The sequence below is a fragment of the Actinomadura chokoriensis genome (assembly GCF_041463665.1).
GTDB classification, from domain to species: domain Bacteria; phylum Actinomycetota; class Actinomycetes; order Streptosporangiales; family Streptosporangiaceae; genus Spirillospora; species Spirillospora chokoriensis_A.
Genome location: NZ_JAXCEJ010000014.1, coordinates 149,334 through 174,092 on the forward strand (window position 1 = coordinate 149,334; position 24,759 = coordinate 174,092).

Here is a 24,759-nt window from a genome sequence, read left to right on the forward strand (position 1 = left end):
CGCGGCGAACGCGGAGCAGGCGACCGCCTCTCAGGCAGTGCAGTCCCACCCGTGCCGGTACGGGAGGCACTGCCACCACCACCACCATGGTCACGGCCACCACCACGGTCACCACCATGGCCATCACCACGGCCACCACCACGGCCACGACCAGGGCCACGGTCACGGTCACGGTCACGGTAGGTAGAAGCGCATAGCGGGATCCGTCGCTCCGCCAGGATCTGGCGGGGCGGCGGATCTCCCGCTTTGAGCGGTCGCCGCACGTGCGGGCATCCTGTCCGCATGCTGATCAGCGAAGCCACCGTAGATGACTGGCCTGCCAGCCGGCCTTTCTTCCCACGAGCGACTTCGTCTCTTGTTCCACGGCTTGGGTGTTGATACTGGTCGCATGGAATACGCGCTGGTTTTGCCTGTAGCCGAAAGTCACAGCGAGCGGATCAAGGCGTTCCGTGCGCAGTACGCGGGGTGGGCGAGTCGGCCCATGCGGTCCTGGCCGCATCTATCGATCAAAGGCGGCGCAGGGCTGTCCGCGGAGCCTGGTTGCCTTGACCTCATCCGAGAGATCGCGGCGGCGACCTCGCCTTTCGAGGTTCGTCTGGGTGGCCCTGCCGTGTTTCCAGGTGATGGTCGCGTGTTGCACTTGCAAGTCGAGTCACCCGGCTGGGGACGGTTGCACCGCACGCTGGTGGACACCGTAGCCCGGCACACTGGCGCCCAGCTGCATCCATTGGAAGTAGCCGGCTGGATCCCGCACGTGACCTTGCTCCGCCTCACCGCGCAGGCACTGGAGCGCCGGGACGAGGTCTACGCAGCCGTCCGCCGCGCGGTCCCGACCGATTCCTCGTTCGTGGTCGAGACTGTGCGCATGGAACGCTTCGACTCCGTGGCCAACTGGTGGAAGCAATTCCACGAATTCGATCTCACCGGAGCTACGTGATCTCCCCGTCCCCATGGCCGGCGGGCCGGGTACGGAGGAAGGCGGCGAGCAGGACGAGTCCGGTGAGCCAGCCGAAGAGCAGGCCGTAGCTGTAAACCGCCGAGGCGCCGACGAACGAGTACGTATTCCGGAGAGGGTTGTACGCGAGGAGCCCGAATTGGACCTGCGGGTCGTCAGGGGAGGCTTTGCGAAGCACCCATTCAGCGGCGGAGGCGCTCAGGGCGGTCGCGCCCCAGCCCAGCACGAACGCGCCCACGGAACCGCGCCGCGCGTCCAGCCCGATGGAGCCGAAGTACACGGCGAGGCCCGCGATCAGCAGCGTGACCGCGATGACGGTCAGCGACGCGTTCCAGTCGGGACCTTCCGGGAACTCCCGGCCCGGTAGGTCGTCTGGCCTGGCCAGGACCTCCTTGGGAGAAAGCCCGGTCATCCCGGACTTTCCGCCCTGAAACCGGTCGAGCCAGCCCAACAGGCTCGCCATCACCAACGTGAACGCCGGGACCAGAGCCGCCCCGGTCAATACCAGCCGTCGTATGCGCGACATGCCGCGGACACTAGGGGCCGATCCCATCGGGGCGGTCGGCTTTATGTGATCGTTAGGGGAGATGGCGGGGGCCTGCCGGTTAAGGCCCGACCCAGCGGTGGTAGTCGTCCAGGTTGACGTTGCTGCCGCAGACGATGGTGACCACGCGGCGGCCGGCGAAGCGGGCGGGGTCTTCCAGGACGGCGGCGACGCCGAGGGCCGCCGAGGGTTCGACGACCAGGCCCGCGTGCTCCAGGAGCATCCGCATGCCCGCGACGATGGACGCCTCCTGGACCAGGACGGCGTCATCGGCCACGAGCAACAGGTCGTCCAGCACGGCGGGGATCGGGAACCGGCCGGCGACGCCGTCGGCGATGGTGTCGGTGGAGTCGGTGGTGACGACCCGGCGCTGATGCCAGGAGCGGGTCATCGCGGGTGCGCCCTGGGGCTGCACGCAGATCACCTCGACTCCAGGCGCCAGCGCTTTCAGGACATGGCCGACGCCGGTGGCCATGGCGCCGCCTCCCAGAGCGATCAGGACGACGTCGAAGGAGGACGCCCGTCGCGCCAGTTCGACGCCGATGGTCGCCGCGCCCTCGCAGGTCTCGATGTCCAGGCTGTCTTCGACCAGCCGGATGCCGCGCTGCTGCGCGATACCGGCCGCCCGTTTCCGGGCCGCCTCGAAGTCGCCGTCGACCAGCTCCAGCGTCGCACCCAGGGCACGGATCCGATCGAGTTTGGCGGCCGGTGCCCGGCGCGATGCCACGACCGTCACGTCCAGACCGCGGCGGCGGCCCGACCAGGCCAGCGCCGAGCCCAGGTTGCCGGCGCTGGCGCATACCACGGCCGCCCGGCCCTGGTCGGCCAGCCGGCTCGCGACCAGTTCGGTACCTCGCGCCTTGAAGCTGCGGACCGGATTTGCCGTTTCCAGCTTGATGTCGACCGCACAGCCGAGCGCGCGTCCCAGGGCCTCGCACCGGAACAGCGGAGTGTTCAGGAACACCGGGTCGATCACGCCGCGAGCCGTACGGATCCGGTCAAGGTCCAGACGTGTCTTCAGCACGACGCGCCAACGTATCCACACCGGCGTCGCCCTGACAACCGGCGGCGGTGCTGGGCGGCCGGCCACCGTTGCGGACGATGTCGCGGTAAAGGGAGAAGGCGGGTTTCGGCTTGTAGGTGTCGGTGACGATCCCCAACGTCCCGGTGGGTTCGGTGGATCCGCTGTCGGCGTCCCGAAGGCTGAACATTTCGTACTGGGTGATGTTCAGGGATTCGCTGCGGTCGAGAATCGTGCCGATCATGTCGGACAGTGAGTCGCACTGCGCCTGCTCGGTGCGTCCTGCCCCGCTCGGGCTGCCGTTCTCGGCGATGTGGATCGGGGTCCCGGGTGGGAGGTGGGCGCGGGGCAGCGAGTGCTCTCGCAAATGGTGCAGGGCGTGCGCGGTGAGGGACGCGGTGTCTCCCGGCGTGCCTCGCGGGGCGACGGGCGAGAAGGCGTCGGGGTACAGACCCAGGCCCACGTAGTCGACGTGGTCGGCGAAATCCCGCCGCGGCACGGTGGACAGGTGCTGCCAGAATTCGCCGTCGCCGCCCAGCCATTCCGCTGGTTCGGCCACGGAGAAACCGACCCGCACGTCATGCCGGTTCCGCCCGTCCAGTGCGGCGCGGGCGTGGGATATGCCCAGGGTCAGTGCTTGGAGGACGCCCGGGGCGTTTCCGTCGATGAGCGGAATGGGGAAGTTGGGTTCGAGCGTCACCTGCAGCGAGCGCGTCAGGTGGCCGTAGCGGTCTATGACGGTGTCGAGAAAGGCGAGCCATCCGGGGATGTCGGCGTCCTGGGGGATGTAGCTGACCACGAGGTCAAGCTCGCGGCCCGCCTCGATGTACCACTGGTCGGGCATGGGGAGCCGGGCGAGTTCGTCGCCGGCGCCGAGCGAGGTGACGACGTCCGCTGGTGTCGTGTCGCCGAAGAAATGGACGTACTCGCGGATCACGAAGGCGCGGCCGCCCGCGAGGTCGTCGACGAGGTCGCCGATCGCGGCGGGGTCGGGCGGGTTCGAGCAGACGGTGCCCGCACGGCCGCCGGGATAGATGCCGAACTTCACGCCTCAGTTCTCCTTCGACTCGGTGGGTTGCGCGTCCGGCCAGTCGATGTCGTGGGATCGGATTCGTGATGCGAGGGCCCTGGCCCAGGTCGTTTCGGCGGTGACGATGGTGCGCCAGTAGGCGGCTTCGAGCATGTGCGCTTCGAGCACGCCTTCGGGGCGTTCCTTTTCGGGCGAGGGCAGTTCCCCGTCGAGTCGGTCGGCGCGGGCGTCCAGGATGGACGCGGCGTGGTTCGCCGGGAGAACGCCGGCGTAGGCGATGGCCATGATGAAGTCCATGGAGGCGACCTGGCCGCCGCGCAGCCCCTCCTCGACCTTCCGGCGAAAATCCGCCATGCCCGCTTCGGTCAGTTCGTAGGCCGTGCGCGGCGGCCGGTTGCCGACCTGCTCGGGCGGGCGGGAAGCGACCAGGCCGGATCTTTCCAGCGCTTTGAGCAGGGACGTGACCGTGCTGCGCGTGACCGGCAGGTGCCGATACCGCTCGCGCAGGCGGGAGGTGAGTTCGTAGGCGTGCGACGGCTGCTCGACCAGGAGCCCGAGCAGCGGCAGCACCAGGCTGTTCCGTGACGCGTCCAAGGGCACCCGGCCAAATTTATAGACGTATACGTCTAATCGCAAGGCCGGAGTCCGGCACTCGTCCGGATATCGGACGACCGCCGCGCCCGACCCCGCGCCGAGTGTTTTGGGGGGTGCTGGAGGGATAGGGAGCGGACTAATGACGTCGTGCCTGGGGGAGGCCGGGATGAGCATGCCGCACAAGATGGTGCGTCGGCTGGAGAAGGCGGAGGAGCTGGACAAGGCCGCCAGACCGGCGAGCAACGCGGTCAAGCGGGCGGTACGGCCACGTTTCGTCCGCGACCTGCTCAGTGGAACGAAGCTGGGGCATCCGCTGCACCCGTCGCTCACCGACGTGACGATCGGCGCGTGGAGCATGGCCTCGCTGCTGGACGCCGCCGGTGGGTGGAAGTCCGAGCCGGCGGCCGACCTGCTGATGACGACCGGCGTGATCGCGGCCGCGCCCACCGCTCTCACCGGGCTCAACGACTGGGCGGACACGCTCGGCGCGGAGAGGCGCGTGGGGCTCGTCCACGCGGCGGCCAACACCGCGGCGCTGTCCCTGTACGTGGCGTCCCTCATCGAGCGTGCCCGCGGCAACCGGGGGACGGGCAAGGCCCTGGGGTACGCCGGGTTCGCGGTGATGGGCATGAGCGCCTACCTCGGCGGCCACCTGTCGTTCGTGCGGGGCCTCAACGTCAACCGCAACGCATGGCAGGAAGGCCCGGACGAGTGGACGTCCGTGCTGGACGAGAACCAGCTGGTCGAGGGCGAGCACCGCACGGCTGACGCGGACGGCGTGGAGATCCTCCTCCACCGGACGCACGGGAAGGTGTACGCCATGGCCGCCACGTGCAGCCACATGGGCGGCCCGCTGCCCGACGGGACGTTCGAGCGCGACTGCGTCACCTGTCCGTGGCACGGCAGCACCTTCCGGTTCACGGACGGCGGCGTCGTGCGCGGTCCCGCGACCACCCCGCAGCCCTCCTACGAGACGCGAGTCCAGAGCGGGCGCATCGAGGTGCGCGTGCCTCCGGCGGGCGTCACGGCCGGCCCGGTCGAGGAGCATCCCGTCCGGACGCACCGCCGCCTCCGCGCGCGCATCCCCGCCTCCTGACGGCTCGGGCCGACCTGGCCCGGCGGTGCACGAATTCGAGTCGAGGTCCATGGGAGGGCCGCCAGATCTGGTGGCCCTCCACGGCCGGCGGGACGGCATGGCCGCGTCGCCATCCCGTGGCCCCGTCCCGCGTCGCCGTCCCGTGTGCGGTTCCTAGCGTCGGCCGCCGAACTCCCAGTCGTGGACCTCAAGGGCGGCGTACCGCTCCGGGGTCAGGACGGTGCGTGCGGCATCCCCGCTGCCGGCCCGGACGAGCGCCGCCGTCCCCAGCCATGCGGTGCCGTCGTCCGACAGCAGCGGACCGTACGCGATCAGGTCGTCTTCCCGTCCGGACGGCACGGCGAGGTCGGCGCCCGGTCCCGATCCGAAGCCCAGGACGAGGAACCGGTCGCCGCCCGTCCGGCCGCCGGGGAAGTCCCACATCGTCCGCCCCAGCAGGTTGCGCCACCGGCGTATCAGCACGTCGCGGTACACGCCGGCCTGGTAGCCGGGCTCGTCGAAGGCGAACGCGCGGGCCGCGGCCGGGCCCGGCAGGTCGACGATGTGGACGCTGCCGCTGGCCGTCTCACCGTCGTCCACGAGGGTCGGACCGCGGGCGATCATCTCCGCCGCGTACCGGTCCATGTAGGCCCAGTGCTCTTCCAGCACTTCCATGCGCAGCGCCATGGACCCGGGCCGATCCCGGTGGAGGACGAAGAATTCCATGGCCACCAGTATTTCGCCGCAGGCGACCGGGCGAGGGCGCCGCTTTCCTGCTCGCCCTCATTCACGAGGCGGCGGTGCTCAGGCCGCGACGGAGTTCAGGCGCCGACGGCGGGGCTGCGCCGTTCGATCAGCACGACGTCGCGCCAGCGGTCGTGGTGGCGGCCGAGCTTTTCGCGGGTGCCGACGACGCGGAAGCCCGCCCCGGCGTGCAGGCGGAGGCTGGCGGTGTTCTCTGGGAAGACACCGGCCTGGATGGTCCAGATACCGGCGGTCTCGGTGGAGTCGACGAAGGCGCGCAGCAGGGCCCTGGCGATGCCGCGGCCGTGCTGGTCGGGGTGGACGTAGAGGCTGTGCTCGACGACGCCGGCGTACACGCACCGTTCGGAGACGGCGGTGGCGGCGATCCACCCCAGCACCGTCCCCGTCGTGGCGTCGGCCGCGACGTGCCGGTGGCCGGGCAGCTTCACCCGGTCGAACTTCTCCCAACTCGGGGCGGAGGTCTCGAAGCTGGCGTTGCCGGTGTCGAGCCCGGCCTGGTAGATCGCAAGGACGTCGGTCGCGTCTCCGGCGCGCATGGGGCGGACGAGGGTGCCGGGTGGGGATGCGGGCTTGCCGGCCTGAACGATCGCCGAACGCGGGCCGGGCGCGGCCTGGTGACCGGCGGTGACGGTGGCGGTGGTGAACCCGGCGGCGAGCAGGTCGCGGCGGTACTGCTCGGCGGTGGTGGCAGAGCTCGGGCCGGGCTCCGGCCCGGCGATGATGTCGCTGACCCCGAGGCGTCCGCCGGGGGCCTCGGCGCCGGGGTCGCCGTCGGGGTCGTCCATCAGGTGCCTCCTTCGGACGGGCAGGCCGGCGCGGCCGGTGCCGGACGTCCCATGACGATGTCGGCGGCGGTGGGGAAGCACTCCACGCACGCGGTGTTGATCCGGTGGTAGCGGGAGGTGCCGTGCCGGTCGGCGAGCACGAACCGCACGTCGGCCAGCACCTTCAGGTGCGCCGACACCGTCGACTGCCCGACCTGGACGGCCTCGACGATCTCGCCGACGCTCATCGGACGTCCCTGCCGCGCCAGCAGCGACACGATCTGGATCCTTGTCGGGTCGGCCAGCGCCTTGAACCAGGCCGCGTACTCGGCCGCCGTGGGCCGGTCGAGCGGCCCTTCCTTCCTATTCATCGTTAATCGACGATAGACGATGAATGGGTCGTTGAGAAGACCCGGAGGCAAGGTGAGCCTTCAGGAGTCGGCGTCCAGGAGCTCGGCGAGCAGGGCTCGGACCCGGGTGTCGATCTCGTCGCGAATGGGCCGGACGTCCTCCACGGGCCGGCCGGCGGGATCCGGGAGCCGCCAATCGAGGTAGCGCTTGCCGGGGAAGACGGGGCAGGTGTCGCCGCATCCCATGGTGACGACCACGTCGGCGGCCAGGACCGCCTCGCCGGTGAGCGGCTTGGGGAACTCCCTGGACAGGTCGAGGCCGAGTTCGTGCATCGCCTCGGCGACGGCGGGGTTGATGACCTCGGCGGGCGCGGACCCGGCCGAACGGACCCGGACGCGTCCCGCGGCGTGGTGGTCCAGCAGCGCGGCGGCCATCTGGGAGCGCCCCGCGTTGTGGACGCAAACGAACAGCACCTCGGGCACGTCGTCGGTGTCGGTCACGAAGCCTCCTGGAAGGTGAGGCGGCGGCGCAGCGCCAGCGAGACGTAAACGAGGCCGACCAGGACGGGAACCTCGATGAGGGGGCCGACGACTCCGGCGAGGGCCTGGCCGGAGGTGACCCCGAACGTCGCGATCGCCACCGCGATGGCGAGCTCGAAGTTGTTGCCCGCGGCGGTGAACGCCAAGGTCGCCGTGCGGGGGTAGCCGAGCCCGGCAGCACGGCCGAGCGCGAACGATCCGGCCCACATGACCGCGAAGTAGACCAGCAGCGGCACCGCGATCCGGGCGACGTCCCACGGCCGGGATGTGATCGCGTCGCCCTGGAGCGCGAACAGGACGACGATGGTGAACAGCAGCCCGTACAGCGCGGCCGGGCCGACGCGCGGCAGGAACCGCTCCTCGTACCAGGCGCGGCCGCGGGCGCGCTCGCCGAGCCGCCGGGACAGGTACCCGGCGACCAGCGGGACGCCAAGGAAGATCAGCACGCTGCGGGCGATGTCCCAGGCCGACACATCGAGGCTGGCCTGGTGGAGTCCGAGCCATCCGGGCAGGACGTGCAGGTAGAACCAGCCGAGCCCGGCGAACGCGACCACCTGGAACACCGAGTTGAGCGCGACCAGGACGGCGGCGGCCTCGCGGTCCCCGCGTGCCAGGTCGTTCCAGATGATCACCATGGCGATGCAGCGGGCCAGCCCGACGATGATCAGCCCGGTGCGGTACTCCGGCAGGTCGGGCAGGAAGATCCACGCCAGCGCGAACATCACCGCCGGGCCGATCACCCAGTTCGCCAGCAGCGACGCGATCAGCAGGCGCCGGTCTCCGGTCACGGCGCCGAGCCGGTCGTAGCGGACCTTGGCCAGCACCGGATACATCATCGCCAGCAGCCCGAGCGCGATCGGCAGTGAGATCCCGTCGACCTCCACCGACTCCAGCGCATCGTCCAGTCCGGGGACGGCGCGTCCGGCCAGCAGGCCGAGCGCCATGGCCGCGCCGATCCACACCGGCAGGAACCGGTCCAGCACCGACAGCCGGGACGCCACCGCGCCGGTGGGCTGGGCGGCGGCAGGCGCCGCCCGCACGTCCGGTTCGGTGCCGGTCACGACACGGCCGCGGTGACGCGCGGCCCCAGGATCGCCGACAGCCGTCCCAGGACGCCGGGATTCAGCCAGTAGTAGACCCAGGTCCCGCGCCGCTCGGAGTCGATCAAGCCGGCCTGCTTGAGCACCTTCAGGTGATGGCTGATCGTGGGCGCCGTCAGCTCGAACGCGGCGGTCAGATCGCACACGCACGCCTCGCCGCCCTCGTGGCAGGCGATCAACGACAGCAGCCGCAGCCGGACCGGGTCGGCGATCGCCTTGAACAGCGGTGCCAACTCGGCCGCCTCGGTCTCGCTGAGCGGCTCGCAGACGAGGGGCGCACAGCACGCGCCCTCGTCCTCCACGAGGCTCAAGATCGGCAATCGCTGCTTAGACATGCCTCTAATTTGACATCTATCTATCTTGAGATGCAAGCTCGGGTCACCGGCTGCTTAGACAGACATCTAAGCAGCGTCCATCCGGGGCACCTGCCGACCGGCGACCGGTTGACACCGCCCACGAAACGAGGAGGAATCGCATGTCCCGCGTCCAGCTCGCTCTGCGCGTGTCCGACCTGGAAGGCTCGATCGCCTTCTACTCGCAGCTGTTCGGCGCCGAGCCGGCCAAGCTCCGGCCCGGCTACGCCAACTTCGCCATCACCGAGCCGCCGCTCAAGCTCGTTCTGATCGAAGGCGAGGACGGCGAGCCGACCCGCATGGACCACCTCGGCGTGGAGGTCGAGGACTCCGGCCTCGTCCACGACGCGACCCGGCGCCTCGCCGACGCCGGGCTCGCGACGCTGGAGGAGAACGACACCTCCTGCTGTTACGCCCTGCAGGACAAGGTCTGGGTCCACGGCCCCGGCGGCGAACCCTGGGAGGTCTACACGGTCAAGGACGACGCCGACACCCTCGCCAAGGCCGACGAGTCGGTCTGCTGCGGCACCGCCCGGCCGTTCACCGGCGCGGAGCCGTCAGAGGCCGCCGCAGGGTCGAGTCGCTGCTGATCGCCTTGCGCGGTGCCCACCCAGGTGCACCGAGTGCGTCGACTTGCGGCGTGTTGTTTCGCGTGTCGGAAGCAGCAACACGCCGCAAGTGAAGCGCTGCCCGTTCACGTGTGGGGATGGGCACTGACCCGCGGGTTCGTCTTACTTGCCGCTGGCCGCGTACGTTGACCGTGTCTTACTTGGGCCAGATGGGGCCCTGGTCGGTCCAGACGACACCTTTGTTGTGGCAGAGGCAGAAGGGGTGGCCGATGGGGTCGGTATAGACGCGCCAGCCGTAGCCGTCGGGGCCGATGAAGTCCTGCTGCAGGGTCGCGCCGAGAGCGAGGATCCGGCCCTGTTCGGCCTCGACGTCGTCGACTTCGAAGTCGAGGTGGAACTGCTTGGGGTGCTCGCTGTCGGGCCACTGCGGGGCGCGGTAGTCCTCCACACGGATGAAGGCCAGCTCGATCTCGCCGAACTGGATACCGGCCCAGTTCTCGTGGCTGCCCTCCTTGACCGGGCGACCCGTCACCTCGGAGTAGAAGGCCGCCAGCTTCATCGTGTCCGGGCAGTCGATGATGAAATCGGTGAGTCGCAGCATCCTTCGATCGTTCCATACGATCGAATAAGCCGGACTTCGAGACAGGTCCTCGTGCGTAAGGCGGTGGACGCGCAACGTGCGGCGGAACCTGACCGGGCCGCCCTCCGCCGCGACGTGAAGACGACCCACGACAAGCTCCACGTCGCGAGCCCGTCCGGCCAATGCGTGACGAACCGCCGTGACTCAGCGGATCGGGGATCAGCGCGTACGGGTTGCGGACTGGAGGGCCGCCCGCAGGACCGCACGCGTCAGCAGGAGGACGGGCCCCTCCGGATCCTTGCTGTCCCGCACCGCCACTACACTGGCCGCTCCAGCCAACTCGACGCACTCACCGCCGTTGTTCAGGCTCCGCGTCGCCTTCCGCCACTCGGCCTTGCTCAGGTCCATCGTTCCTCGGCCACCTTCCTCATGAGGTCGCGCGACATGTTTCCTGGGAGCGCCCTGTTCCGCAGATCGGCCAGGACACGCGATGCCGCTGCGAGGTCTGCGGCGTCATCAGTCGTGAGCCCTCGTATAGCCGTTTCCACATAGGCTACCTGGCTCATGTCGGCCATCGTAGCGATCACGAAGCTGCTGCCGTTTCCTCCATGTTCGCCGCTGCTGAGCACGATCTGGACTGTCAGTGGGGCATGGACGACTTCGTCCCGTGCCTGGTGGCTAGCGAGCTGGTGACCAACGCGCTGCGGTACGCGTCCGCGTCGGACGATGACGTGACCTTGCGGCTGGGGCGCACCGAGGACGGCGCGCTGTGGATGGGGGTCCAGGACGCCACCTACGAGCTGCCGCACATGCAGGAGGTGGACGTGATCAGTGAGGCGGGCCGGGGCTTGTTCATCGTCGACCAGTTCGCTCGCTGCTGGGGTGTCCGTCCCCTGGCGGGCAACGCCGGAAAAGTCGTCTTCGCGGTCATCGACCGCCAGTGAGGAGCCGCGGAGGGACGACCCCCCCGGTCCGTCCCTCCGCGTTTCCGCCCCGTAGTTTGTCAGACGTGGCGAGGCCCCTGCCCTGGCTTCGCAGTAAGAGTCGGGATGGAGTTCCTGCCGCAATAGAGTGCCTTGCCGAGAGCCGCGCCAAAATGGCCATCTGGTCATACTTGGCGAGCACAGCATCCCTTGTCCGGTACGCACCATACTTGGTGATCTCGTGGTTCTTCGGCCCGCATCTCAGGTCCAGATTGGAACGTTGCGAGACGTAGTCCACGTCACCCGATCGCTGTCGCAGAGACTCAAGAAATTGGCGCGTGGAGCTCTTTCTCTGGAAACAGTTTCCCTTCTGAACCGCTTATGGCGTGACCGGACTCACGATGTCGTGGCCCGCGCTGCGGGCGCGGCGCAGGGCGACGCGCATGGCCACCCCTATCCCGAGCCGGTAGAGGAGCTTGGACGGCGGCGTCCGATAGGCGAGTTCGGTGTGCGGGGCGTAGTGGACCTGCGGGCCGCTGTCCAGCCAGCCCGTGTGGACGCGCTGGTGCTGCCCTTGCACGAACTTGCTGAAGGAGTGGGCGGTCAGGCCGGCGCGGCGTCCGCCGTCGGGGAGGACTCCGAGCGGGACGTGCAGCAGTAGCCCGTCGGCGTCCTGACCGCTGAAGCCGACGGGGATCACCATGGGGAAGCCGTCGGTGCCGGTCCACCCGAGCAGGGCGTCGGGGAGGCTCTCAAGGCGGGGCGCCGCCTTGGCGTGGTCGATGCGCGGACCGGTCCCGAGGCCCGGCGCCTTCTGCGGCGGCGGCGGGCCCGGCAGCCGGGGGCCGAAAACCTCAGGGGCCCCCTCGCAGGAGAGGTCCGGCCACACGACCACCCGCTCGACCGCGATGTCGATGACCACGCGGGTGTAGTAGGGGCGCAGCCAGGGGCCCCAGAAGGGGCCGGTGGCGCGCGGACCGTCGAACCGCTCCCAGTCCGCGCCCAGGGACGCGGGATAGTCGTCGCGCGGGGCCGAGAGCGACGCGGTGCCCTGGACCAGCACGTACTCGGGACGGTCGCTGTAGCCGTGCAGCCTGGTATGGAAGGCCAGGGCCACGCGGGGATCGCGCCTGATCCGCTCCAGCTTCTTCCAGCCCCCGACCGAGCTGTTCACGGTCACGGTGCCGGCGTCGCGGTCCCGTGCCGCGAAGTTCGTCACCGGGGTGAGCACCACGCCGCGGGCCGGCGTGACCGTGGCGAGCATGACGGCCTGGTCGCCGCCGATGATGTCATCGACGACGTCGGGCCAGAGCGCGGAGCTCATCGATCGCCTCCTCGGTCCGGCGACCGCCACGCTAACAGACATTTTTGTTTGTTCAGAAGAAGGGGCGGTCGACGGGTGCCAGCCGGAATACGCCAGAAAGACATCCCAGGGCACGTTCGAACTGGGTGCATGTCGCGGGTGAACCGGTCGAACATGGCGACGGTGAACATGTGCTGTCGGGCCATACCGCTGAGAGGGCCTGGTTCAGGCCGCCGCGGCTGCGGCGAGTGGTGCCGGACCGGGCGTGCTGGCGGTCAAGCGGTCCGCTTACGCCCTGCCAACGCCGCCGGCCTCGCGGCGGTGACGCCCGGCGTTGGCCGAAGGCACGGAACCGGTCTAGTCGTTCAGCTCGACGGCGAGGCGCTTGGGGGCTGAGAGGCGCCAAGCCTCGGTGACCAGCTCGGCCAGTTCGTCAGGGTCGACCTTGACGAGGTCGACCTTCACCCAGGCGAAACGGCCGCCGGCCCAGGACGGGGAGAAGACGTCCGGGGCCTCGGCGACGAGCGCGGCCTGCTCCTCGCGGGTGGCTTTGAGCATGACGGACTTCTCGGCTTCGTCCAGGTAGCCGAAGCTCTTGCCGCGCACCCGGAAGCTGGTCATCTCCCCGAACGACTCGTTCTCGGCCACCTCGGGCAGCCCGTGCGCGATCTCCAGGAACTCTTTGACGCTCACTTAGCCATCCGTATCAGCCGCGTCGGACGGTTTACGGGTCTCAGCCTTCGGTCCGGAATGACAGGCCCTGTTCCTGGAGGGCCCGCCGGAGCGTTTTCATGGCATTGGGGCCCATTCCGTGTAGCGCCGCGACGTCCTTCTCGCGGGCCGCGGCCAGTTGCTCGAGGTCGCCGTAGCCGGCGGACGCAAGGGCCCGCCTGGCAGGGGCGGCGAGCTTGGGCAGGTCGGTGCTCATCAGGTGCCTCGCTTCCTGTCGGGCGTCCTCCAACCTAACGACGGCCTGTGACAGTCGATCAACGCACCGGAGCCCGCGGCGGTCAGGGCTTTCTGGCCAGGCCGCAGAATTGGTAGACCGGCTTCGGGAGGCGGGCCGGGTCGCTGACGGCGGGGCGCCACCGGGAGCAGGAGACGACGCCCGGCTCCAGGATCTCCATGCCGTCGAAGAAGCTCTCCAGTTCCGCGCGGCTGCGCAGCCGCATGGGGGCGACCCCGGCCTGGTTGCTCATGTCGACCGCCTGCTGCGCGGCCTCGCCGTCGACCTCCCCGGTGGGGTGGGCGATCGCCAGGTGGCTGCCGGACGGGACGGCGTCCAGCAGCCGGTCGACGACCTGGTGCGCCTGGTCGTCGTCGGTGATGAAGTTCAGGATTCCCAGCATCATGATCGCGACAGGCCGGCCGAAGTCCAGGGTGGCGGCGGCCTGCTCCAGGATCTTTTCGGGCTCGCGGGCGTCGGACTCGATGTAGTCGGTGGCGCCCTCGGGAGTGGAGGTCAGCAGGGCCTGGGCGTGGGTGAGCACCAGCGGGTCGTTGTCGACGTAGACGATGCGGGCCTCGGGCGCGATGCCTTGGGCGACCTCGTGGGTGTTGCCGGCGGTGGGCAGCCCGGTCCCGAGGTCGAGGAACTGGCGAAGGCCCGCCTCGCCGGCCAGGTGGCCGACCGCCCGTCCGAGGAATCCCCGGTCGGCGCGGGCCGAGGCGACGATGTCGGGGAGGACGGCCTGGATCTGGTCGCCGAGTTCCCGGTCGACGATGTAGTTGTCCTTGCCTCCCAGCCAGTAGTTCCAGACCCGGGCCGTGTGCGGCACGGAGGAATCCACATTCGACGGCTGCTGCGACTCGCCGGACCTCACGTCCGAACTGGAGATATCGGTCATATGCCCGAGAGTAGCCATTTCCCGCGATCGTGGCGGGCCGAAACCGCATCAATGCGGGATAGGGCCGGAGGTCCCGTGGGGGCGGGGCTTTGGATGCGCGCCGGATGTCCCGCTCTGGGACTTTTGGCCCGCTGATCTGGGACCGAACGGACCTACGTGCGGGGGGCGGGCTGGGGTTGAGTAAGGAGTGCAGAAGGAACCGGCGATGTGGTGGAAGGTGAGACGGCGATGGCAGTCACCGAGCACAAGACGCACGTGGGGCGGCACACCCTGATCCGGGTGGTGGCTCCGGAGCCGCTGGCCGAGACGCCCGCCGCCCGTTACGTCTGGGCCGCGGCCCGGCTGGCGCTGGGCTGGGTGTTCGCGTGGGCGTTCGTGGACAAGCTGTTCGGGCTGGGGCACGCGACCCCGGCGGGCAAGGGCTGGCTGGACGGCGGGAGCCCGACCGAGGGGTTCCTGGCGCACGCGCCCAAGGGCCCGTTCGCGGGGTTCTACAACGACCTGGCCGGTGCGGCGTGGGCGGACTGGCTGTTCATGATCGGTCTGGCCGGTGTGGGTGCGGCGCTGATCCTGGGCATCGGAATGCGGATCGCGGCGGTCGGTGGTGCGGCGCTGCTGGTGATGATGTGGACCGCGGTTCTTCCTCCGGAGAACAACGTCTTCATGGACGACCACCTGATCTACGCGCTGCTGGTCGTCGGGCTGGCCCTGGTCAGCGCCGGCGACACCCTGGGCCTGGGCCGCTGGTGGGGCAAGCTCCCGCTGGTCAAGCGCCTCCCCATCCTCAAGTGACCCGACCGACCACCCCGAGGGGCGCCCGCCACGGCGGGCGCCTTTCGCGTTGCCCGGATTTGTGCCGGACGGGCACCGGGAATGGTGACAATTTGATCTACATGGTACCGGGAGGTGTGACGTCCGGCAGGCGGGTAGCGATACCGCATGACCGCTGACACGCGCGTGGGGACGATCACCACGCGGATTCCCGCGCGCCTGGACCGGCTGCCCTGGTCGCGGTTCCACTGGATGGTCGTCGTCGGACTCGGCACGGTGTGGATCCTGGACGGCCTCGAGGTCACCATCGTCGGGTCCGTCGCGGCGCGGCTGACCGAGCCGGGCAGCGGCGTGCACATGACGGCCGGCGACATCGGAATCGCGGCGGCCATCTACGTCACCGGCGCGTGCCTGGGCGCGCTGTTCTTCGGGCAGCTCACCGACCGGTTCGGCCGGAAGAGGCTGTTCATCCTCACGCTGGTCGTCTACATCCTCGCCACCGTCGCGACCGCGTTCGCGTTCGCCCCCTGGTACTTCTTCGCCTGCCGGTTCGTCACCGGGATGGGCATCGGCGGCGAGTACGCCGCGATCAACTCGGCGATCGACGAGCTGATCCCGGCCCGCAACCGCGGCCGGGTCGACCTCGCGATCAACGGCAGCTACTGGGTGGGGTCCGCGGGCGGCGCCGTCGCCGCGCTGTTCCTCCTGGACACCTCGTTCTTCGCGCAGAACCTCGGCTGGCGGCTCGCGTTCGGGCTCGGCGCCGTGCTCGGCCTCGCGATCATGCTTGTCCGGCGGCACGTCCCGGAGAGCCCGCGCTGGCTGTTCATCCACGGCCGGGAGGACGAGGCGGAGCGGATCGTCGACGGCATCGAAGCGGAGATCCACCGCGAGACGGACCAGATCCTGGACGAACCGGGCCAGAGCATCACCGTCCGGCAGCGCAAGGCCATCCCGGTCCGGGAGATCGCCCAGGTCGCGGCCAGGAGGTACCCGAAGCGGGCGACGCTCGGATTCGCGCTGTTCGTCGGGCAGGCGTTCCTGTACAACGCGGTGACGTTCGACCTCGGCACGATCCTGAGCAAGTACTTCGACGTGGCGTCCGGCGCGGTGCCGTACTACATCGTCCTGTTCGCGATGGGCAACTTCCTGGGCCCGCTGCTGCTCGGCCGGATGTTCGACACCGTGGGCCGGAAACCGATGATCTCCGGGACGTACTTCGTCTCGGCCGCGCTGACCGTCGTCCTCGGCGTCTTCCTGGCCGGCGGCGGGCTGACGAGCTGGACGTTCATCGCGCTGGTCGGCGTGACGTTCTTCTTCGCCTCGGCCGGGGCCAGCTCCGCCTACCTGACGGTCAGCGAGATCTTCCCGATGGAGACCCGCGCGCTGGCCATCGCGTTCTTCTACGCGATCGGGACGGCGGTCGGCGGCATCTCCGGCCCGCTCATCTTCGGCAAGATGATCGACAGCGGCGTCGCGAGCAACGTCGCGATCGGGTTCTTCATCGGTGCCGTGATCATGGCGGTGGGCGGTATCGCGGAGCTGGCCTTCGGCGTCCGCGCCGAGCAGGCGTCGCTGGAGAACATCGCCAAGCCGCTCACCGCCCACGAGGCGGAAGCGCAGGAGCCCGGAACCGAGCCCGCGGCGGCCGGCCGGCCGGGGCACCGCGCCGCGCTGGAGGCCCGGCGGCACGCCGAGGAGGAGCGGGCGCGGGCCGCCGAGCACCGAGCCGTCATCCACGAGATGAGTCCGCGCGCGGACGCGGGGGACGCCGACGCCGCCGAACGGGTGCGGGTGGAGAGGGTCCTCGCGCAGATCGCCGACTGGCACGCGCAGCGCCTGGTGGAGGAGGCGACCGCGCACCACGAGCGCGCCGACGCGGAGGACGCCGAGAACGAGACCGATCGCGCGAGCGCCCTGAGTCGCGCCGGGGCCGCGGACGAGCGGGCCCGCGCGCTCCACGAACGGGCGGAGGCGCTGGCCGCCGAGAACGAGGAGGACGCCGAGACCCACGCGGCCCTGGCGGAGGCGGCGGCCGAGCGGGCGCGGGCCGGCGAGCAGCGGGCGATGGCCGCCGAGACCCGCGGCCGCGCCGAGCGGCTCGACGGGATCGAGGCCGAGATCGCCCTGGACCAGGCCGAGACATACGACGAATGGGAGCGCATGCACATCGAGCTGGCGCTCGCGCACGCGGCCCGCGCCGAACGCGACGAAGAGTCGGCCGAAGCGCACGACCGGCAGGCCGGCGTCCACCGGATGCGCGCCGAGTCGGCCGCCGACCGGACGGAGGCCGCGCAGCACCGCTCCGCCGCGGAATTCCTCGCCGCGGAGTCGGGCACGGCCGAGCGGGCGGAGCGCGAGCGCGCCGAGGCGGCGGAACGGGAGCGGGCGGCGCGGGAGCGCGACGAGCGCATCCGCGAGCGCGTGCTGCGCCGCGAGCGGGAGCAGCGCGCCGGGCTGCGCCGGTTCCGTCCCGGTCCGGGGCGGGCGTTCTACGCGCCGGGCATGCTGGGCGCGTGGTCGAGCGACTGGGCGTCCGACGCGGACATCGCGCTGGACCGCGAGGTCAACGCCATCGCGCAGGCGCTCGCCGAGCACGGTCCGACGGCCCGGGGCCGGCTCGCCGACATGGTGGGCGCCCGCTACTGGGGGCCGGGACGGTTCCGTGCCGCGCTGCGCGAGGCCGTCCACGAGGGACGGGCGCGGCCGCTCTCCCGTAACCAGTACGGGCCGCCCGAGGCCAGGAACGCGAGCCCGGAGTCATGACACCGCTGACATGCCGGGTATTTGGCCACGATTACCAGTTCACCGCCGAAGGCACGACGATGCGGTGGTCCTGCGTGCGCGAGTGCGGGGCCGGGGGCTCGAAGGAGTACGAGAGCGCGGCCCAGGCACAGCGTTACGCCCGCGCCTTCGACCGGAAGGACACCGACGACCTGGGGCGGCGCGCTCCGCTCATGGGCCTCTTCCCCTTGCGCATGGCCCGAGCCATGCGCAAACGGGTCGAGGGCCGGCGTCAGGCTTGAGTGAACGTGTGGGTCTGGCCCGGCTCGATGTAGGTCGCCTGGTCACCGAAGCCCCGGCGCTCCATCTCGCGGCGGAAGTCCTCCAGAGGAGAGCGGAACACGCCGTAGTCGTTGTAGTGGACCGGTACCGCACGTCCAGGACGGATGGTCTCGAATAGGTCGGCGCCTTGCATGGCGTCCATCGTGACCATGAGCCCGCCGGGCAGCTTGGTGCCGCCCAGGTGAAGGATCGCGAGATCGATGTCCCGCGTCCGGCGGGCGATCTGGTTGATGCCGTCGAACATGAGCGTGTCGCCGGTGATGTAGAGGCGGTACTGCACCTCGCCCGCGGCCGGGGCGAACTCCAGGAGGCTGCCCATCACCGGGGGCAGCAGCATCCGGGCGGGGCCGGGCGCGTGCCGTCCCGGCATCGCGGTGATCCGCAGTAGCGCCCCGTCCCTCACCAGGGTGTGCGACTCCCAGGAGCGCAGCCCGACCGCGTGCCTGAACCGGTGCCAGCCCTGCAGCCGGCGGGCCGCGTGCGGCGTGGTGACGATCGGCAGACCCCGGTCGAGCTTCGCGCGGGCGACCCGGTCCCAGTGGTCGCCGTGCAGGTGGGACAGGACGACGGCGTCCAGGCGCGGCAGGTCCTCCGCGCGCAGCGCCGGCTCGGTCAGCCGCGCGGAGGTGAGGCCGAACCCGAGGTAGGCGCGCTGCCCGCGGTGCAGGAAGTTGGGGTCGGTCAGCAGCGTGAACGGCCCGCAGCGCAGCAGCGCCGTAGCGTTCCCGATGAACTGCATCGTGAGCTGGCGCAGCGCTAGTTCCGGCGCGGTCTTCATGGTCGTTCCCCCCTTCTGCGTGCCCTTTCGCGAGGTCATGCCCGAGTCGGGGCCACCGAACCTCGCCGCCGCGCCCGCCCCCTGAACGGGCGCATACACGCCCCAAGGCGGGCCATCGCGTCGGGCGGACAGTTGCTTCATAATTCGGACATCACAATTCGCGGCTACGGAGGCCAAACGATGAGCGACATCGAGCAGGCTCCACCCGGGGTGGACATAACCGTCCCCAGTCCGGCTCGAATGTACGACTACATGCTCGGCGGCACGGCGAACTACAAGGTGGACCGCGAGGCCGCGGAGCAGCTCCGCAAGGCGATGCCCGACATGGTGGACACCGCCTGGGCCAACCGCGGTTTCCTGCAGCGCTCGGTGCGGTGGCTGGCCGAGCGCGGCATCCGGCAGTTCATCGACATCGGCGCGGGCCTGCCGACGGGGAACAACACGCACGACGCGGCGCAGGCGGTCGCCCCCGACGCGCGCGTCCTGTACGCCGACTACGACCCGCTGGTCGAGATCCATGCGAAGACCCTGCTGGAGGGCGTTTCGGGCACGGCGGTCATCACGGCGGACTTCCGCGATCCGGACGGGCTGCTCGGGGACGAGAGGACCCTCGCGACGATCGACTTCACCCAGCCGGTGGCCCTGCTCCTGGTGACGGTGACCCACTTCGTGTCGGAGGAGGAGGACCCCTGGGGTCTCGTCCGCGAGTACATGAGCCGGCTGACGCCGGGCAGCTACCTGGCCCTGTCCGCCGTCACCAGCGACCGCCAGGTCGAGGGGCGGATCGACGACATCAAGGGCGTCCTCGCGAGGTCGTCGTCCCGCGGCGGCTACCCCCGGAGCCGCGCGGAGATCGAGCGCTACTTCACCGGCCTGGAGATCGTCCCGCCGTACGAGGGGGCGGCGGCGGAGGTGTGCTACTTCGGGGAGTGGGGCGCCGAAGACCCTGACGCGGCCGATAGTGATGGGTCGCGGTGGGGGTACTGCGCTGTGGCGAGGAAACCAGAATGAGGAAGCCGACCACGGCGGAACTGGGCGTCGAGCCGGACGCCCTCGGCTGGCTGCGCTCGGAGAGTGACGAGGGCGCGATCGAGGTCGCCTTCGTCGGCGAGTGGACGCTGCTGCGCACGTCCGGCGAGCTCATCTCGGTCTTCGACGAGCACGAGTGGGCCTGCTTTCTGGACGGCGCGAAGAAGGGCGAGTTCGACCGGGCCGCATCGTGAGGCCGCGCCGTGACACCGTCCACTGACGCAATTCGTGAAGCGCTTCCTCATCCGGCCAAATCTGTGATTCACAAATTCGGAAGGCGTATGCTGATGTCGGCCGTATGTCAAGGGAGGTGGCGCCGATGAACGAGGCCTACGGCGCCACCATCGCCAAGCGGGGGCTGGCGCGCCGCCTGCGGGATCTGCGCGTCGAGGCCGGATACACGGCCAACCAGGTCTGCGACCGGCTGAACTGGGGAAGGGGCAAGGTCGGCCGGTTCGAGGCCAACAACTGGGTTCGTCCCGAACTCAGTGACATCCGCGACCTGGCGCGCATCTACGAGGGCAGTGACCTCGACGAGCTCGAGGAACTGGCGACGCGCGCCCGGCAGCGGGCCTGGTGGCGTGACTACCCGGATGTGTTCGACAACGAGTTCCCCGGTTACGAGGGGGACGCGTCCAGCATCCGGGTGGTCATGCCGCTGGTCATCCCCGGGCTCCTGCAGACCCTGCCGTACATGCAGGCGCTGCTCACGTCCGGGACGCGGACGCCGGAGTGGCGGGAGCAGGCGCTGCGGGCCCGGCTGCGCAAGCAGCAGATCCTCGACCGCGGCGACGGGACCGAGCCGGAAGTGTCCGCGGTGATCACCGAGGCGTCCCTGATGTACGAGTGGGGCGCTCCGGGCGAGCGGCGCGCGCAGCTGCGCCACCTGCTGAGCATGTCCGCCCGGCAGAACGTCGAACTGCGGCTGCTGCGCCTGTCGGACGGCCTGCATCCCGGCATGTCGACGCTGGTCAACATCTTCCAGTTCCCCGGCGGGGAGCCGTCCATGGTCTTTCTCGAGAACGACGCCGACATCCAGGAGATCGATGACCCCGGCAAAGTGGAGGCGTATGGCGAGAGCTTCGAAGAGATCCGCGCGGCAGCGCTGAGTGCCGCCGACACCGCGGCCCACCTGGAGAAACTCATCGCGACGCTGGAGTAAGAACTCATGGACCTCTCTCAGGCACGGTGGTTCAAGGCCACCGCGAGTGCGAGCAGCAACGGGGGGTGCGTCGAGGTCGCCGACCTCGAGACGGCCACGGGGCTGCGCGACAGCAGGACGCCGGAGGCCGGGGCGCACGTGGTGCCCCGTTCGGTCTTCGCCTCGTTCCTCGAAGACGTGCGGGCCGGCAGGTTCGACCGCTGACTGACCGGGCCGCACACAGGATCCCCCAGGGCTGCACCCCTGGGGGATCCTTCTTGTGTGCGGCCCTCTCTCAGGCGCCGTCCACGCTACAGGGGCCTGCGGCGGCCGTCCCGGGTCCTCCGGTACACGTTTCTTATACCTCCTGGCGAGGTAGTTTGGGCGCTTTCAGCCGTATTTGGTGAACATCTCAATACCGGCCGCATGATCCTTGCGATGTTCCGCGCCAGGAGGGCGGAAATGTGCGAAGCTGGGTTCTGTGATTCACACATAGCGAGTCGCGAACCGTGGAGGGCCAGGTCGCGAATGTCCGAATCGCGAATGTCTCCGTTAACCCCCGAGGTGGGCGTCATGACGAAGGCCGCAGCGACCTGCGGGATTCCCTGGAGGCTGGAGAACGGCGGCTGCGCCGCCCTCCCGCTGCCCACCGACGAGACGATCGCGCGGGTGGCGCGCGCGCACGTCACCGGCCTGCTCCCCGCACTCGGGCTCTCCGTCCAGGACGTCGACGACATCACCCTCATGGTCAGCGAGCTGGCCACCAACGTCCTGCAGCACGCGGTGCCCGGCGTCGGCGAGGCCGGGGCCGAACTGTGGGTCTACCAGCGCACGGACGGCCGGGGCCGGGACGAACTGGTCGTCAAGGCCTTCGACACGCTGCGCGAATGGCGCCCGCGGGCGCCGGCCGGCCCGATGGTCGAATGCGGCCGCGGGCTGGAGATCATCGAACTGCTGACCCAGGGCCGGTGGGGGCACCATCCGTCCCGGTCGCGGCTGCGGACGCCGGCCGTCCGGGGGAAGGCGACCTGGTTCGCGCTGCCCCTGCCGCGCGCCGTGCGCCGCCACCGGCACGCCTGGCGGACGGGCGAGCCGCACGCCACGAAAGACCTGCACGGCCTGCTCGTCCAGCGCGGCATCGACGGTCTCACGCCGATCGACGAACTCGGCGTCTCCGTCCTGTCCGGGCACGGCGACCTGACGGTCTGGTGCGAGTCGGCGACGTTCCGCTGGCGCGCCCGGACGGGCGAGGCGGGCAAGCTGCCGATCGCCGAGATCACCGAGGTGTGCGAGCAGCTCGTCGAGCTGTGGGAGTCGATGAACGAGTGAGGCCGGTTCCGGCCGCCTGATCGGCCGCCGCATGGCCCGGGGTGGGGGCGGGCCATGCGGCGGCGGGGGTCAGCCGGCCGGCCGTTCGCGGACGCGGCGGGCGGCCGTGACCAGGTTGCGCAGCGACGCCTCCGTCTCGGGGTAGGCGCGGGTCTTCAACCCGCAGTCGGGATTGACCCACAGCCGTCCCGGCTCGACGGCCCGCAGCGCGCGGCGCAGGTTCTCCTCGATCTCCTCGGCGGCCGGGACGCGCGGCGAGTGGATGTCGTACACGCCGGGCCCGATCCCGTTCTCGTAGCCGGCGGCGCGCAGGTCGCCGACCAGCTCCATGTGCGAGCGGGCCGCCTCGACGCTGGTGACGTCGGCGTCCAGCGCCCCGATCGCGCCGATGATCTCGCCGAACTCCGAGTAGCACATATGGGTGTGGATCTGGGTGGTGTCCTTGACGCCCGACGTGGCCAGCCGGAACGCGCCGATCGCCCAGTCGAGGTAGGCGGGACGGTCGGCGGTCCTCAGCGGGAGCAGTTCGCGCAGGGCGGGCTCGTCCACCTGGATGACGCGGATGCCGGCGGCCTCCAGGTCGGCGATCTCGTCCCGGAGGGCGAGCGCGACCTGGCGGGCGGTCTCGGCGAGCGGCTGGTCGTCGCGGACGAACGACCAGGCGAGCATCGTGACCGGGCCGGTCAGCATCCCCTTGACGGGCTTGCCGGTCAGCGACTGCGCGTACGTCGCCCAGTCGACGGTCATCGGACGGGGCCGCGCGACGTCGCTGTGCAGGATCGGCGGGCGGACGTACCGCGACCCGTACGACTGCACCCACCCGTGGTCGGTCGCCGCGTAGCCGTCGAGCTGCTCGGCGAAGTACTGCACCATGTCGTTGCGTTCGGGTTCGCCGTGCACGAGGACGTCCAGGCCGAGGTCCTCCTGGAGCGCGATGACGCGGGCGATCTCGTCCTTCATGGCCGTGACGTACGCGTCGCCGGTGATGCGTCCGGCGCGTCGGTCGGCGCGGGCCCGGCGGATCTCGGGGGTCTGCGGGAACGAGCCGATCGTGGTCGTCGCCAGTTCGGGCAGGCCGAGCGCGTCCCGTTGCGCGGCGAACCTGGCGGCGCGGTCGCCCCGGCGCGTGTCGCCGAAGGACCCGAGGCGCTCACGGACGGCCCGGTCGACGCCGGCTTCGGGGAGGGGCGCTCCGTCCGGGATCGGGGCGTCCTCGCTGAGCGCCCGTCCGAGCGCGACGACTTCGGCGACCTTCTGGCGGGCGAACGCGAGCCGTCCCTTCACACCCGGGTCGAGCGTCGTCTCGGCGTCCAGGTCGATCGGGACGTGCATCAGCGAGCAGGACGTGCTCACCACGACCCGGTCGACGAGGCCGAGCACGGACGCGCAGGTGGCCAGGGCCTTGCGTGAATCGGTGCGCCAGACATTCCGGCCGTCGACCACGCCCGCCACGAGCGTCTTGCGCGGCAGCCCGCCGACCGACGCGAGCACGTCCACGTTGCCAGGGCCGGCGACGAAATCGAGACCGACGGCCTCGACACGGCTGCGGGCCAGGACGCGCAGCGCGTCCGCGCCGATCGTGCCGAAATACGTGGCGACCATCAGGTGCGGCCTGCTGGTGAGCTGCCCGAGACGGGCGTAGGCGCGGGCCAGAGCGTCGATCTCCTCCTCGCTCCGGTCGGCGACGAGGACGGGCTCGTCCAGCTGCACCCACCGCGCGCCCGACCCGGCGAGCCGCTCCAGGACTTCGGCGTACACGTCGACGAGGCCGTCCAGCAGGTCGAGCGGACGGAAGCCGTCCTCCGCCGGCTTCGCGAGAAGCAGATACGTGAGCGGCCCGACGAGCACGGGGCGCGTGTCGATGCCGAGCGCCTTCGCCTCCCGGTACTCGGCCAGCGGCTTGGCCGCCGCCCCGTCCGCCAGCCGGAACCGGGTGCCCGGACCCAGCTCCGGGACGATGTAGTGGTAGTTGGTGTCGAACCACTTGGTCATCTCGAGCGGCGGGACGTCCTGCACGCCGCGCGCCATGGCGAAGTACCGGTCGAAGCCGGTCAGCTGCCGGTAGCGGTCGGGGACGGCGTCGACCAGGACGCTGGTGTCGAGCATCTGGTCGTAGAACGAGAACGTGTTGGACGGGACGGCGTCGATCCCCGCGTCGCGCAGCGCCGTCCAGACCCTGGCACGGAGTTCGGCGCCCGTCTCGGCGAGCGCGTCCGCGTCGGCGCGTCCGCCCCAGTAGTCCTCGGTGGCGAACTTCAGCTCCCGGCCTGCCCCGATTCGGGGGTATCCGAGGATTGTCGTGTTCATGGCGGCTTCCCTCGCTGTGCCACGG

31 protein-coding genes are annotated in these 24,759 nt (G+C 70.4%); 12 read left to right on the forward strand and 19 right to left on the reverse strand.

Translation table 11 applies throughout. The features are described from left to right. Positions 1-388: 388 nt before the first annotated feature. On the forward strand, positions 389-937 hold the full coding sequence (locus tag SM418_RS22005) for a 2'-5' RNA ligase family protein (RefSeq protein ID WP_371943105.1): 549 nt from the start codon (positions 389-391) through the stop codon (positions 935-937). On the opposite strand, the gene SM418_RS22010 is transcribed toward SM418_RS22005, so the two are convergent. The 4 genes from SM418_RS22010 to SM418_RS22025 all read right to left on the reverse strand — a co-directional run bounded on the left by SM418_RS22010 (position 930) and on the right by SM418_RS22025 (position 4,150). Then, positions 930-1,481 (reverse strand): hypothetical protein, encoded by a 552-nt coding sequence (locus SM418_RS22010; protein WP_371943104.1) that lies wholly within the window; start codon positions 1,479-1,481, stop codon positions 930-932. The genes SM418_RS22005 and SM418_RS22010 overlap by 8 nt on opposite strands. 79 nt (positions 1,482-1,560) lie before the next feature. Next, a complete protein-coding gene (locus tag SM418_RS22015) occupies positions 1,561-2,523 on the reverse strand; it encodes a threonine ammonia-lyase (protein WP_371943102.1) in 963 nt (320 codons plus the stop codon). Beyond that, complete coding sequence (locus SM418_RS22020) at positions 2,498-3,568, reverse strand: hypothetical protein (RefSeq protein WP_371943101.1); 1,071 nt, start codon at positions 3,566-3,568, stop codon at positions 2,498-2,500. Before SM418_RS22020 ends, SM418_RS22015 begins: the two co-directional genes overlap by 26 nt. 3 nt (positions 3,569-3,571) lie before the next feature. Next, positions 3,572-4,150 carry a PadR family transcriptional regulator gene (locus SM418_RS22025; RefSeq protein ID WP_371943100.1) on the reverse strand — a complete coding sequence of 193 codons (579 nt, stop codon included), beginning with the start codon at positions 4,148-4,150 and terminating at the stop codon, positions 3,572-3,574. Positions 4,151-4,310: 160 nt separating this feature from the next. Between SM418_RS22025 and SM418_RS22030 the strand changes: the two genes are divergently transcribed. Further along, positions 4,311-5,240: a Rieske (2Fe-2S) protein gene (locus SM418_RS22030; RefSeq protein ID WP_371943099.1), complete on the forward strand. Its 930-nt coding sequence runs from the start codon at positions 4,311-4,313 to the stop codon at positions 5,238-5,240. Positions 5,241-5,393: 153 nt separating this feature from the next. On the opposite strand, the gene SM418_RS22035 is transcribed toward SM418_RS22030, so the two are convergent. From SM418_RS22035 to SM418_RS22060, 6 genes are all read right to left on the reverse strand, one after another. After that, positions 5,394-5,945, reverse strand: coding sequence for a YciI family protein (locus tag SM418_RS22035; RefSeq protein WP_371943098.1), 552 nt, complete (start codon positions 5,943-5,945; stop codon positions 5,394-5,396). 95 nt (positions 5,946-6,040) lie between these two features. After that, positions 6,041-6,769 (reverse strand): GNAT family N-acetyltransferase, encoded by a 729-nt coding sequence (locus SM418_RS22040; protein ID WP_371943097.1) that lies wholly within the window; start codon positions 6,767-6,769, stop codon positions 6,041-6,043. Then, positions 6,769-7,119 (reverse strand): ArsR/SmtB family transcription factor, encoded by a 351-nt coding sequence (locus tag SM418_RS22045; RefSeq protein WP_371943096.1) that lies wholly within the window; start codon positions 7,117-7,119, stop codon positions 6,769-6,771. Before SM418_RS22045 ends, SM418_RS22040 begins: the two co-directional genes overlap by 1 nt. A gap of 60 nt (positions 7,120-7,179) precedes the next feature. Next, positions 7,180-7,599, reverse strand: a complete 420-nt coding sequence (locus SM418_RS22050) for an arsenate reductase ArsC (RefSeq protein WP_371943095.1) — start codon at positions 7,597-7,599, stop codon at positions 7,180-7,182. Beyond that, positions 7,596-8,699 carry an ACR3 family arsenite efflux transporter gene (gene arsB / locus SM418_RS22055; protein ID WP_371943094.1) on the reverse strand — a complete coding sequence of 368 codons (1,104 nt, stop codon included), beginning with the start codon at positions 8,697-8,699 and terminating at the stop codon, positions 7,596-7,598. The genes SM418_RS22050 and arsB overlap by 4 nt, the downstream gene beginning before the upstream one ends. Next, positions 8,696-9,073 carry a metalloregulator ArsR/SmtB family transcription factor gene (locus SM418_RS22060; protein ID WP_371943092.1) on the reverse strand — a complete coding sequence of 126 codons (378 nt, stop codon included), beginning with the start codon at positions 9,071-9,073 and terminating at the stop codon, positions 8,696-8,698. The genes arsB and SM418_RS22060 overlap by 4 nt, the downstream gene beginning before the upstream one ends. A gap of 140 nt (positions 9,074-9,213) precedes the next feature. On the opposite strand from SM418_RS22060, the gene SM418_RS22065 reads away from it, so the two are divergent. Next, on the forward strand, positions 9,214-9,681 hold the full coding sequence (locus tag SM418_RS22065; protein ID WP_371943091.1) for an ArsI/CadI family heavy metal resistance metalloenzyme: 468 nt from the start codon (positions 9,214-9,216) through the stop codon (positions 9,679-9,681). A gap of 175 nt (positions 9,682-9,856) precedes the next feature. Here SM418_RS22065 and SM418_RS22070 read toward each other — a convergent pair whose 3' ends face one another. The 3 genes from SM418_RS22070 to SM418_RS22080 all read right to left on the reverse strand — a co-directional run bounded on the left by SM418_RS22070 (position 9,857) and on the right by SM418_RS22080 (position 10,968). Further along, a complete protein-coding gene (locus SM418_RS22070) occupies positions 9,857-10,261 on the reverse strand; it encodes a VOC family protein (RefSeq protein WP_371943090.1) in 405 nt (134 codons plus the stop codon). Positions 10,262-10,459: 198 nt separating this feature from the next. After that, positions 10,460-10,648 (reverse strand): DUF397 domain-containing protein, encoded by a 189-nt coding sequence (locus SM418_RS22075; protein ID WP_371943089.1) that lies wholly within the window; start codon positions 10,646-10,648, stop codon positions 10,460-10,462. After that, positions 10,639-10,968 (reverse strand): Scr1 family TA system antitoxin-like transcriptional regulator, encoded by a 330-nt coding sequence (locus tag SM418_RS22080; RefSeq protein WP_371943275.1) that lies wholly within the window; start codon positions 10,966-10,968, stop codon positions 10,639-10,641. Before SM418_RS22080 ends, SM418_RS22075 begins: the two co-directional genes overlap by 10 nt. Here SM418_RS22080 and SM418_RS22085 point away from each other — a divergent pair. After that, the gene (locus tag SM418_RS22085; protein ID WP_371943282.1) at positions 10,849-11,184 is read left to right on the forward strand and encodes an ATP-binding protein; all 336 of its coding nucleotides are present in this window, start codon (positions 10,849-10,851) and stop codon (positions 11,182-11,184) included. The genes SM418_RS22080 and SM418_RS22085 overlap by 120 nt on opposite strands. Positions 11,185-11,542: 358 nt before the next feature. On the opposite strand, the gene SM418_RS22090 is transcribed toward SM418_RS22085, so the two are convergent. The 4 genes from SM418_RS22090 to SM418_RS22105 form a co-directional block, all read right to left on the reverse strand. Further along, positions 11,543-12,487: a pyridoxamine 5'-phosphate oxidase family protein gene (locus SM418_RS22090; RefSeq protein WP_371943088.1), complete on the reverse strand. Its 945-nt coding sequence runs from the start codon at positions 12,485-12,487 to the stop codon at positions 11,543-11,545. A gap of 336 nt (positions 12,488-12,823) precedes the next feature. Continuing rightward, positions 12,824-13,159 (reverse strand): MmcQ/YjbR family DNA-binding protein, encoded by a 336-nt coding sequence (locus SM418_RS22095; RefSeq protein WP_371943087.1) that lies wholly within the window; start codon positions 13,157-13,159, stop codon positions 12,824-12,826. Positions 13,160-13,199: 40 nt separating this feature from the next. Beyond that, complete coding sequence (locus SM418_RS22100) at positions 13,200-13,394, reverse strand: helix-hairpin-helix domain-containing protein (RefSeq protein ID WP_371943086.1); 195 nt, start codon at positions 13,392-13,394, stop codon at positions 13,200-13,202. 82 nt (positions 13,395-13,476) lie between these two features. Continuing rightward, positions 13,477-14,313, reverse strand: a complete 837-nt coding sequence (locus SM418_RS22105) for an SAM-dependent methyltransferase (RefSeq protein ID WP_371943085.1) — start codon at positions 14,311-14,313, stop codon at positions 13,477-13,479. 228 nt (positions 14,314-14,541) lie between these two features. Here SM418_RS22105 and SM418_RS22110 point away from each other — a divergent pair, with 228 nt between their 5' ends. The 3 genes from SM418_RS22110 (at position 14,542) to SM418_RS22120 (ending at position 18,110) form a co-directional block, all read left to right on the forward strand. Continuing rightward, entirely contained in the window at positions 14,542-15,105 is a 564-nt protein-coding gene (locus SM418_RS22110) for a hypothetical protein (RefSeq protein ID WP_371943084.1), read from the forward strand. Positions 15,106-15,252: 147 nt separating this feature from the next. Next, a complete protein-coding gene (locus tag SM418_RS22115; RefSeq protein WP_371943083.1) occupies positions 15,253-17,850 on the forward strand; it encodes an MFS transporter in 2,598 nt (865 codons plus the stop codon). Then, complete coding sequence (locus tag SM418_RS22120) at positions 17,847-18,110, forward strand: hypothetical protein (RefSeq protein WP_371943082.1); 264 nt, start codon at positions 17,847-17,849, stop codon at positions 18,108-18,110. Before SM418_RS22115 ends, SM418_RS22120 begins: the two co-directional genes overlap by 4 nt. Here SM418_RS22120 and SM418_RS22125 read toward each other — a convergent pair. Further along, complete coding sequence (locus SM418_RS22125) at positions 18,101-18,928, reverse strand: MBL fold metallo-hydrolase (protein WP_371943081.1); 828 nt, start codon at positions 18,926-18,928, stop codon at positions 18,101-18,103. The genes SM418_RS22120 and SM418_RS22125 overlap by 10 nt on opposite strands. A gap of 180 nt (positions 18,929-19,108) precedes the next feature. Between SM418_RS22125 and SM418_RS22130 the strand changes: the two genes are divergently transcribed. The 5 genes from SM418_RS22130 to SM418_RS22150 all read left to right on the forward strand — a co-directional run bounded on the left by SM418_RS22130 (position 19,109) and on the right by SM418_RS22150 (position 22,427). Then, positions 19,109-19,939: an SAM-dependent methyltransferase gene (locus SM418_RS22130; RefSeq protein WP_371943080.1), complete on the forward strand. Its 831-nt coding sequence runs from the start codon at positions 19,109-19,111 to the stop codon at positions 19,937-19,939. Then, positions 19,936-20,151 carry a DUF397 domain-containing protein gene (locus SM418_RS22135; RefSeq protein ID WP_371943079.1) on the forward strand — a complete coding sequence of 72 codons (216 nt, stop codon included), beginning with the start codon at positions 19,936-19,938 and terminating at the stop codon, positions 20,149-20,151. The genes SM418_RS22130 and SM418_RS22135 overlap by 4 nt, the downstream gene beginning before the upstream one ends. Before the next feature lie 125 nt (positions 20,152-20,276). Then, entirely contained in the window at positions 20,277-21,119 is an 843-nt protein-coding gene (locus SM418_RS22140) for a helix-turn-helix domain-containing protein (RefSeq protein ID WP_371943078.1), read from the forward strand. A gap of 6 nt (positions 21,120-21,125) precedes the next feature. Next, on the forward strand, positions 21,126-21,323 hold the full coding sequence (locus SM418_RS22145; protein ID WP_371943077.1) for a DUF397 domain-containing protein: 198 nt from the start codon (positions 21,126-21,128) through the stop codon (positions 21,321-21,323). A gap of 348 nt (positions 21,324-21,671) precedes the next feature. Next, positions 21,672-22,427, forward strand: a complete 756-nt coding sequence (locus tag SM418_RS22150; RefSeq protein ID WP_371943076.1) for a hypothetical protein — start codon at positions 21,672-21,674, stop codon at positions 22,425-22,427. 69 nt (positions 22,428-22,496) lie between these two features. Here SM418_RS22150 and metE read toward each other — a convergent pair whose 3' ends face one another. Next, positions 22,497-24,734 carry a 5-methyltetrahydropteroyltriglutamate--homocysteine S-methyltransferase gene (metE, locus tag SM418_RS22155; RefSeq protein WP_371943075.1) on the reverse strand — a complete coding sequence of 746 codons (2,238 nt, stop codon included), beginning with the start codon at positions 24,732-24,734 and terminating at the stop codon, positions 22,497-22,499. Positions 24,735-24,759 lie beyond the last annotated feature (25 nt).

Bases quoted from the DNA above. Each gene is read 5' to 3' on its own strand.
- SM418_RS22010 (WP_371943104.1), bottom strand. From the start codon at position 1,481: ATGTCGCGCATACGACGGCTGGTATTGACCGGGGCGGCTCTGGTCCCG.
- SM418_RS22125 (WP_371943081.1), bottom strand. From the start codon at position 18,928: ATGAAGACCGCGCCGGAACTAGCGCTGCGCCAGCTCACGATGCAGTTC.
- SM418_RS22060 (WP_371943092.1), bottom strand. From the start codon at position 9,073: ATGTCTAAGCAGCGATTGCCGATCTTGAGCCTCGTGGAGGACGAGGGC.
- SM418_RS22150 (WP_371943076.1), top strand. From the start codon at position 21,672: ATGACGAAGGCCGCAGCGACCTGCGGGATTCCCTGGAGGCTGGAGAAC.
- SM418_RS22105 (WP_371943085.1), bottom strand. From the start codon at position 14,313: ATGACCGATATCTCCAGTTCGGACGTGAGGTCCGGCGAGTCGCAGCAG.
- SM418_RS22140 (WP_371943078.1), top strand. From the start codon at position 20,277: ATGAACGAGGCCTACGGCGCCACCATCGCCAAGCGGGGGCTGGCGCGC.
- SM418_RS22045 (WP_371943096.1), bottom strand. From the start codon at position 7,119: ATGAATAGGAAGGAAGGGCCGCTCGACCGGCCCACGGCGGCCGAGTAC.
- SM418_RS22100 (WP_371943086.1), bottom strand. From the start codon at position 13,394: ATGAGCACCGACCTGCCCAAGCTCGCCGCCCCTGCCAGGCGGGCCCTT.
- metE (WP_371943075.1), bottom strand. From the start codon at position 24,734: ATGAACACGACAATCCTCGGATACCCCCGAATCGGGGCAGGCCGGGAG.
- SM418_RS22145 (WP_371943077.1), top strand. From the start codon at position 21,126: ATGGACCTCTCTCAGGCACGGTGGTTCAAGGCCACCGCGAGTGCGAGC.
- SM418_RS22110 (WP_371943084.1), top strand. From the start codon at position 14,542: ATGGCAGTCACCGAGCACAAGACGCACGTGGGGCGGCACACCCTGATC.
- SM418_RS22040 (WP_371943097.1), bottom strand. From the start codon at position 6,769: ATGGACGACCCCGACGGCGACCCCGGCGCCGAGGCCCCCGGCGGACGC.
- SM418_RS22075 (WP_371943089.1), bottom strand. From the start codon at position 10,648: ATGGACCTGAGCAAGGCCGAGTGGCGGAAGGCGACGCGGAGCCTGAAC.
- SM418_RS22130 (WP_371943080.1), top strand. From the start codon at position 19,109: ATGAGCGACATCGAGCAGGCTCCACCCGGGGTGGACATAACCGTCCCC.
- SM418_RS22085 (WP_371943282.1), top strand. From the start codon at position 10,849: ATGTTCGCCGCTGCTGAGCACGATCTGGACTGTCAGTGGGGCATGGAC.
- SM418_RS22120 (WP_371943082.1), top strand. From the start codon at position 17,847: ATGACACCGCTGACATGCCGGGTATTTGGCCACGATTACCAGTTCACC.
- SM418_RS22135 (WP_371943079.1), top strand. From the start codon at position 19,936: ATGAGGAAGCCGACCACGGCGGAACTGGGCGTCGAGCCGGACGCCCTC.
- SM418_RS22115 (WP_371943083.1), top strand. From the start codon at position 15,253: ATGACCGCTGACACGCGCGTGGGGACGATCACCACGCGGATTCCCGCG.
- SM418_RS22090 (WP_371943088.1), bottom strand. From the start codon at position 12,487: ATGAGCTCCGCGCTCTGGCCCGACGTCGTCGATGACATCATCGGCGGC.
- SM418_RS22035 (WP_371943098.1), bottom strand. From the start codon at position 5,945: ATGGAATTCTTCGTCCTCCACCGGGATCGGCCCGGGTCCATGGCGCTG.
- SM418_RS22005 (WP_371943105.1), top strand. From the start codon at position 389: ATGGAATACGCGCTGGTTTTGCCTGTAGCCGAAAGTCACAGCGAGCGG.
- SM418_RS22065 (WP_371943091.1), top strand. From the start codon at position 9,214: ATGTCCCGCGTCCAGCTCGCTCTGCGCGTGTCCGACCTGGAAGGCTCG.
- SM418_RS22070 (WP_371943090.1), bottom strand. From the start codon at position 10,261: ATGCTGCGACTCACCGATTTCATCATCGACTGCCCGGACACGATGAAG.
- SM418_RS22030 (WP_371943099.1), top strand. From the start codon at position 4,311: ATGAGCATGCCGCACAAGATGGTGCGTCGGCTGGAGAAGGCGGAGGAG.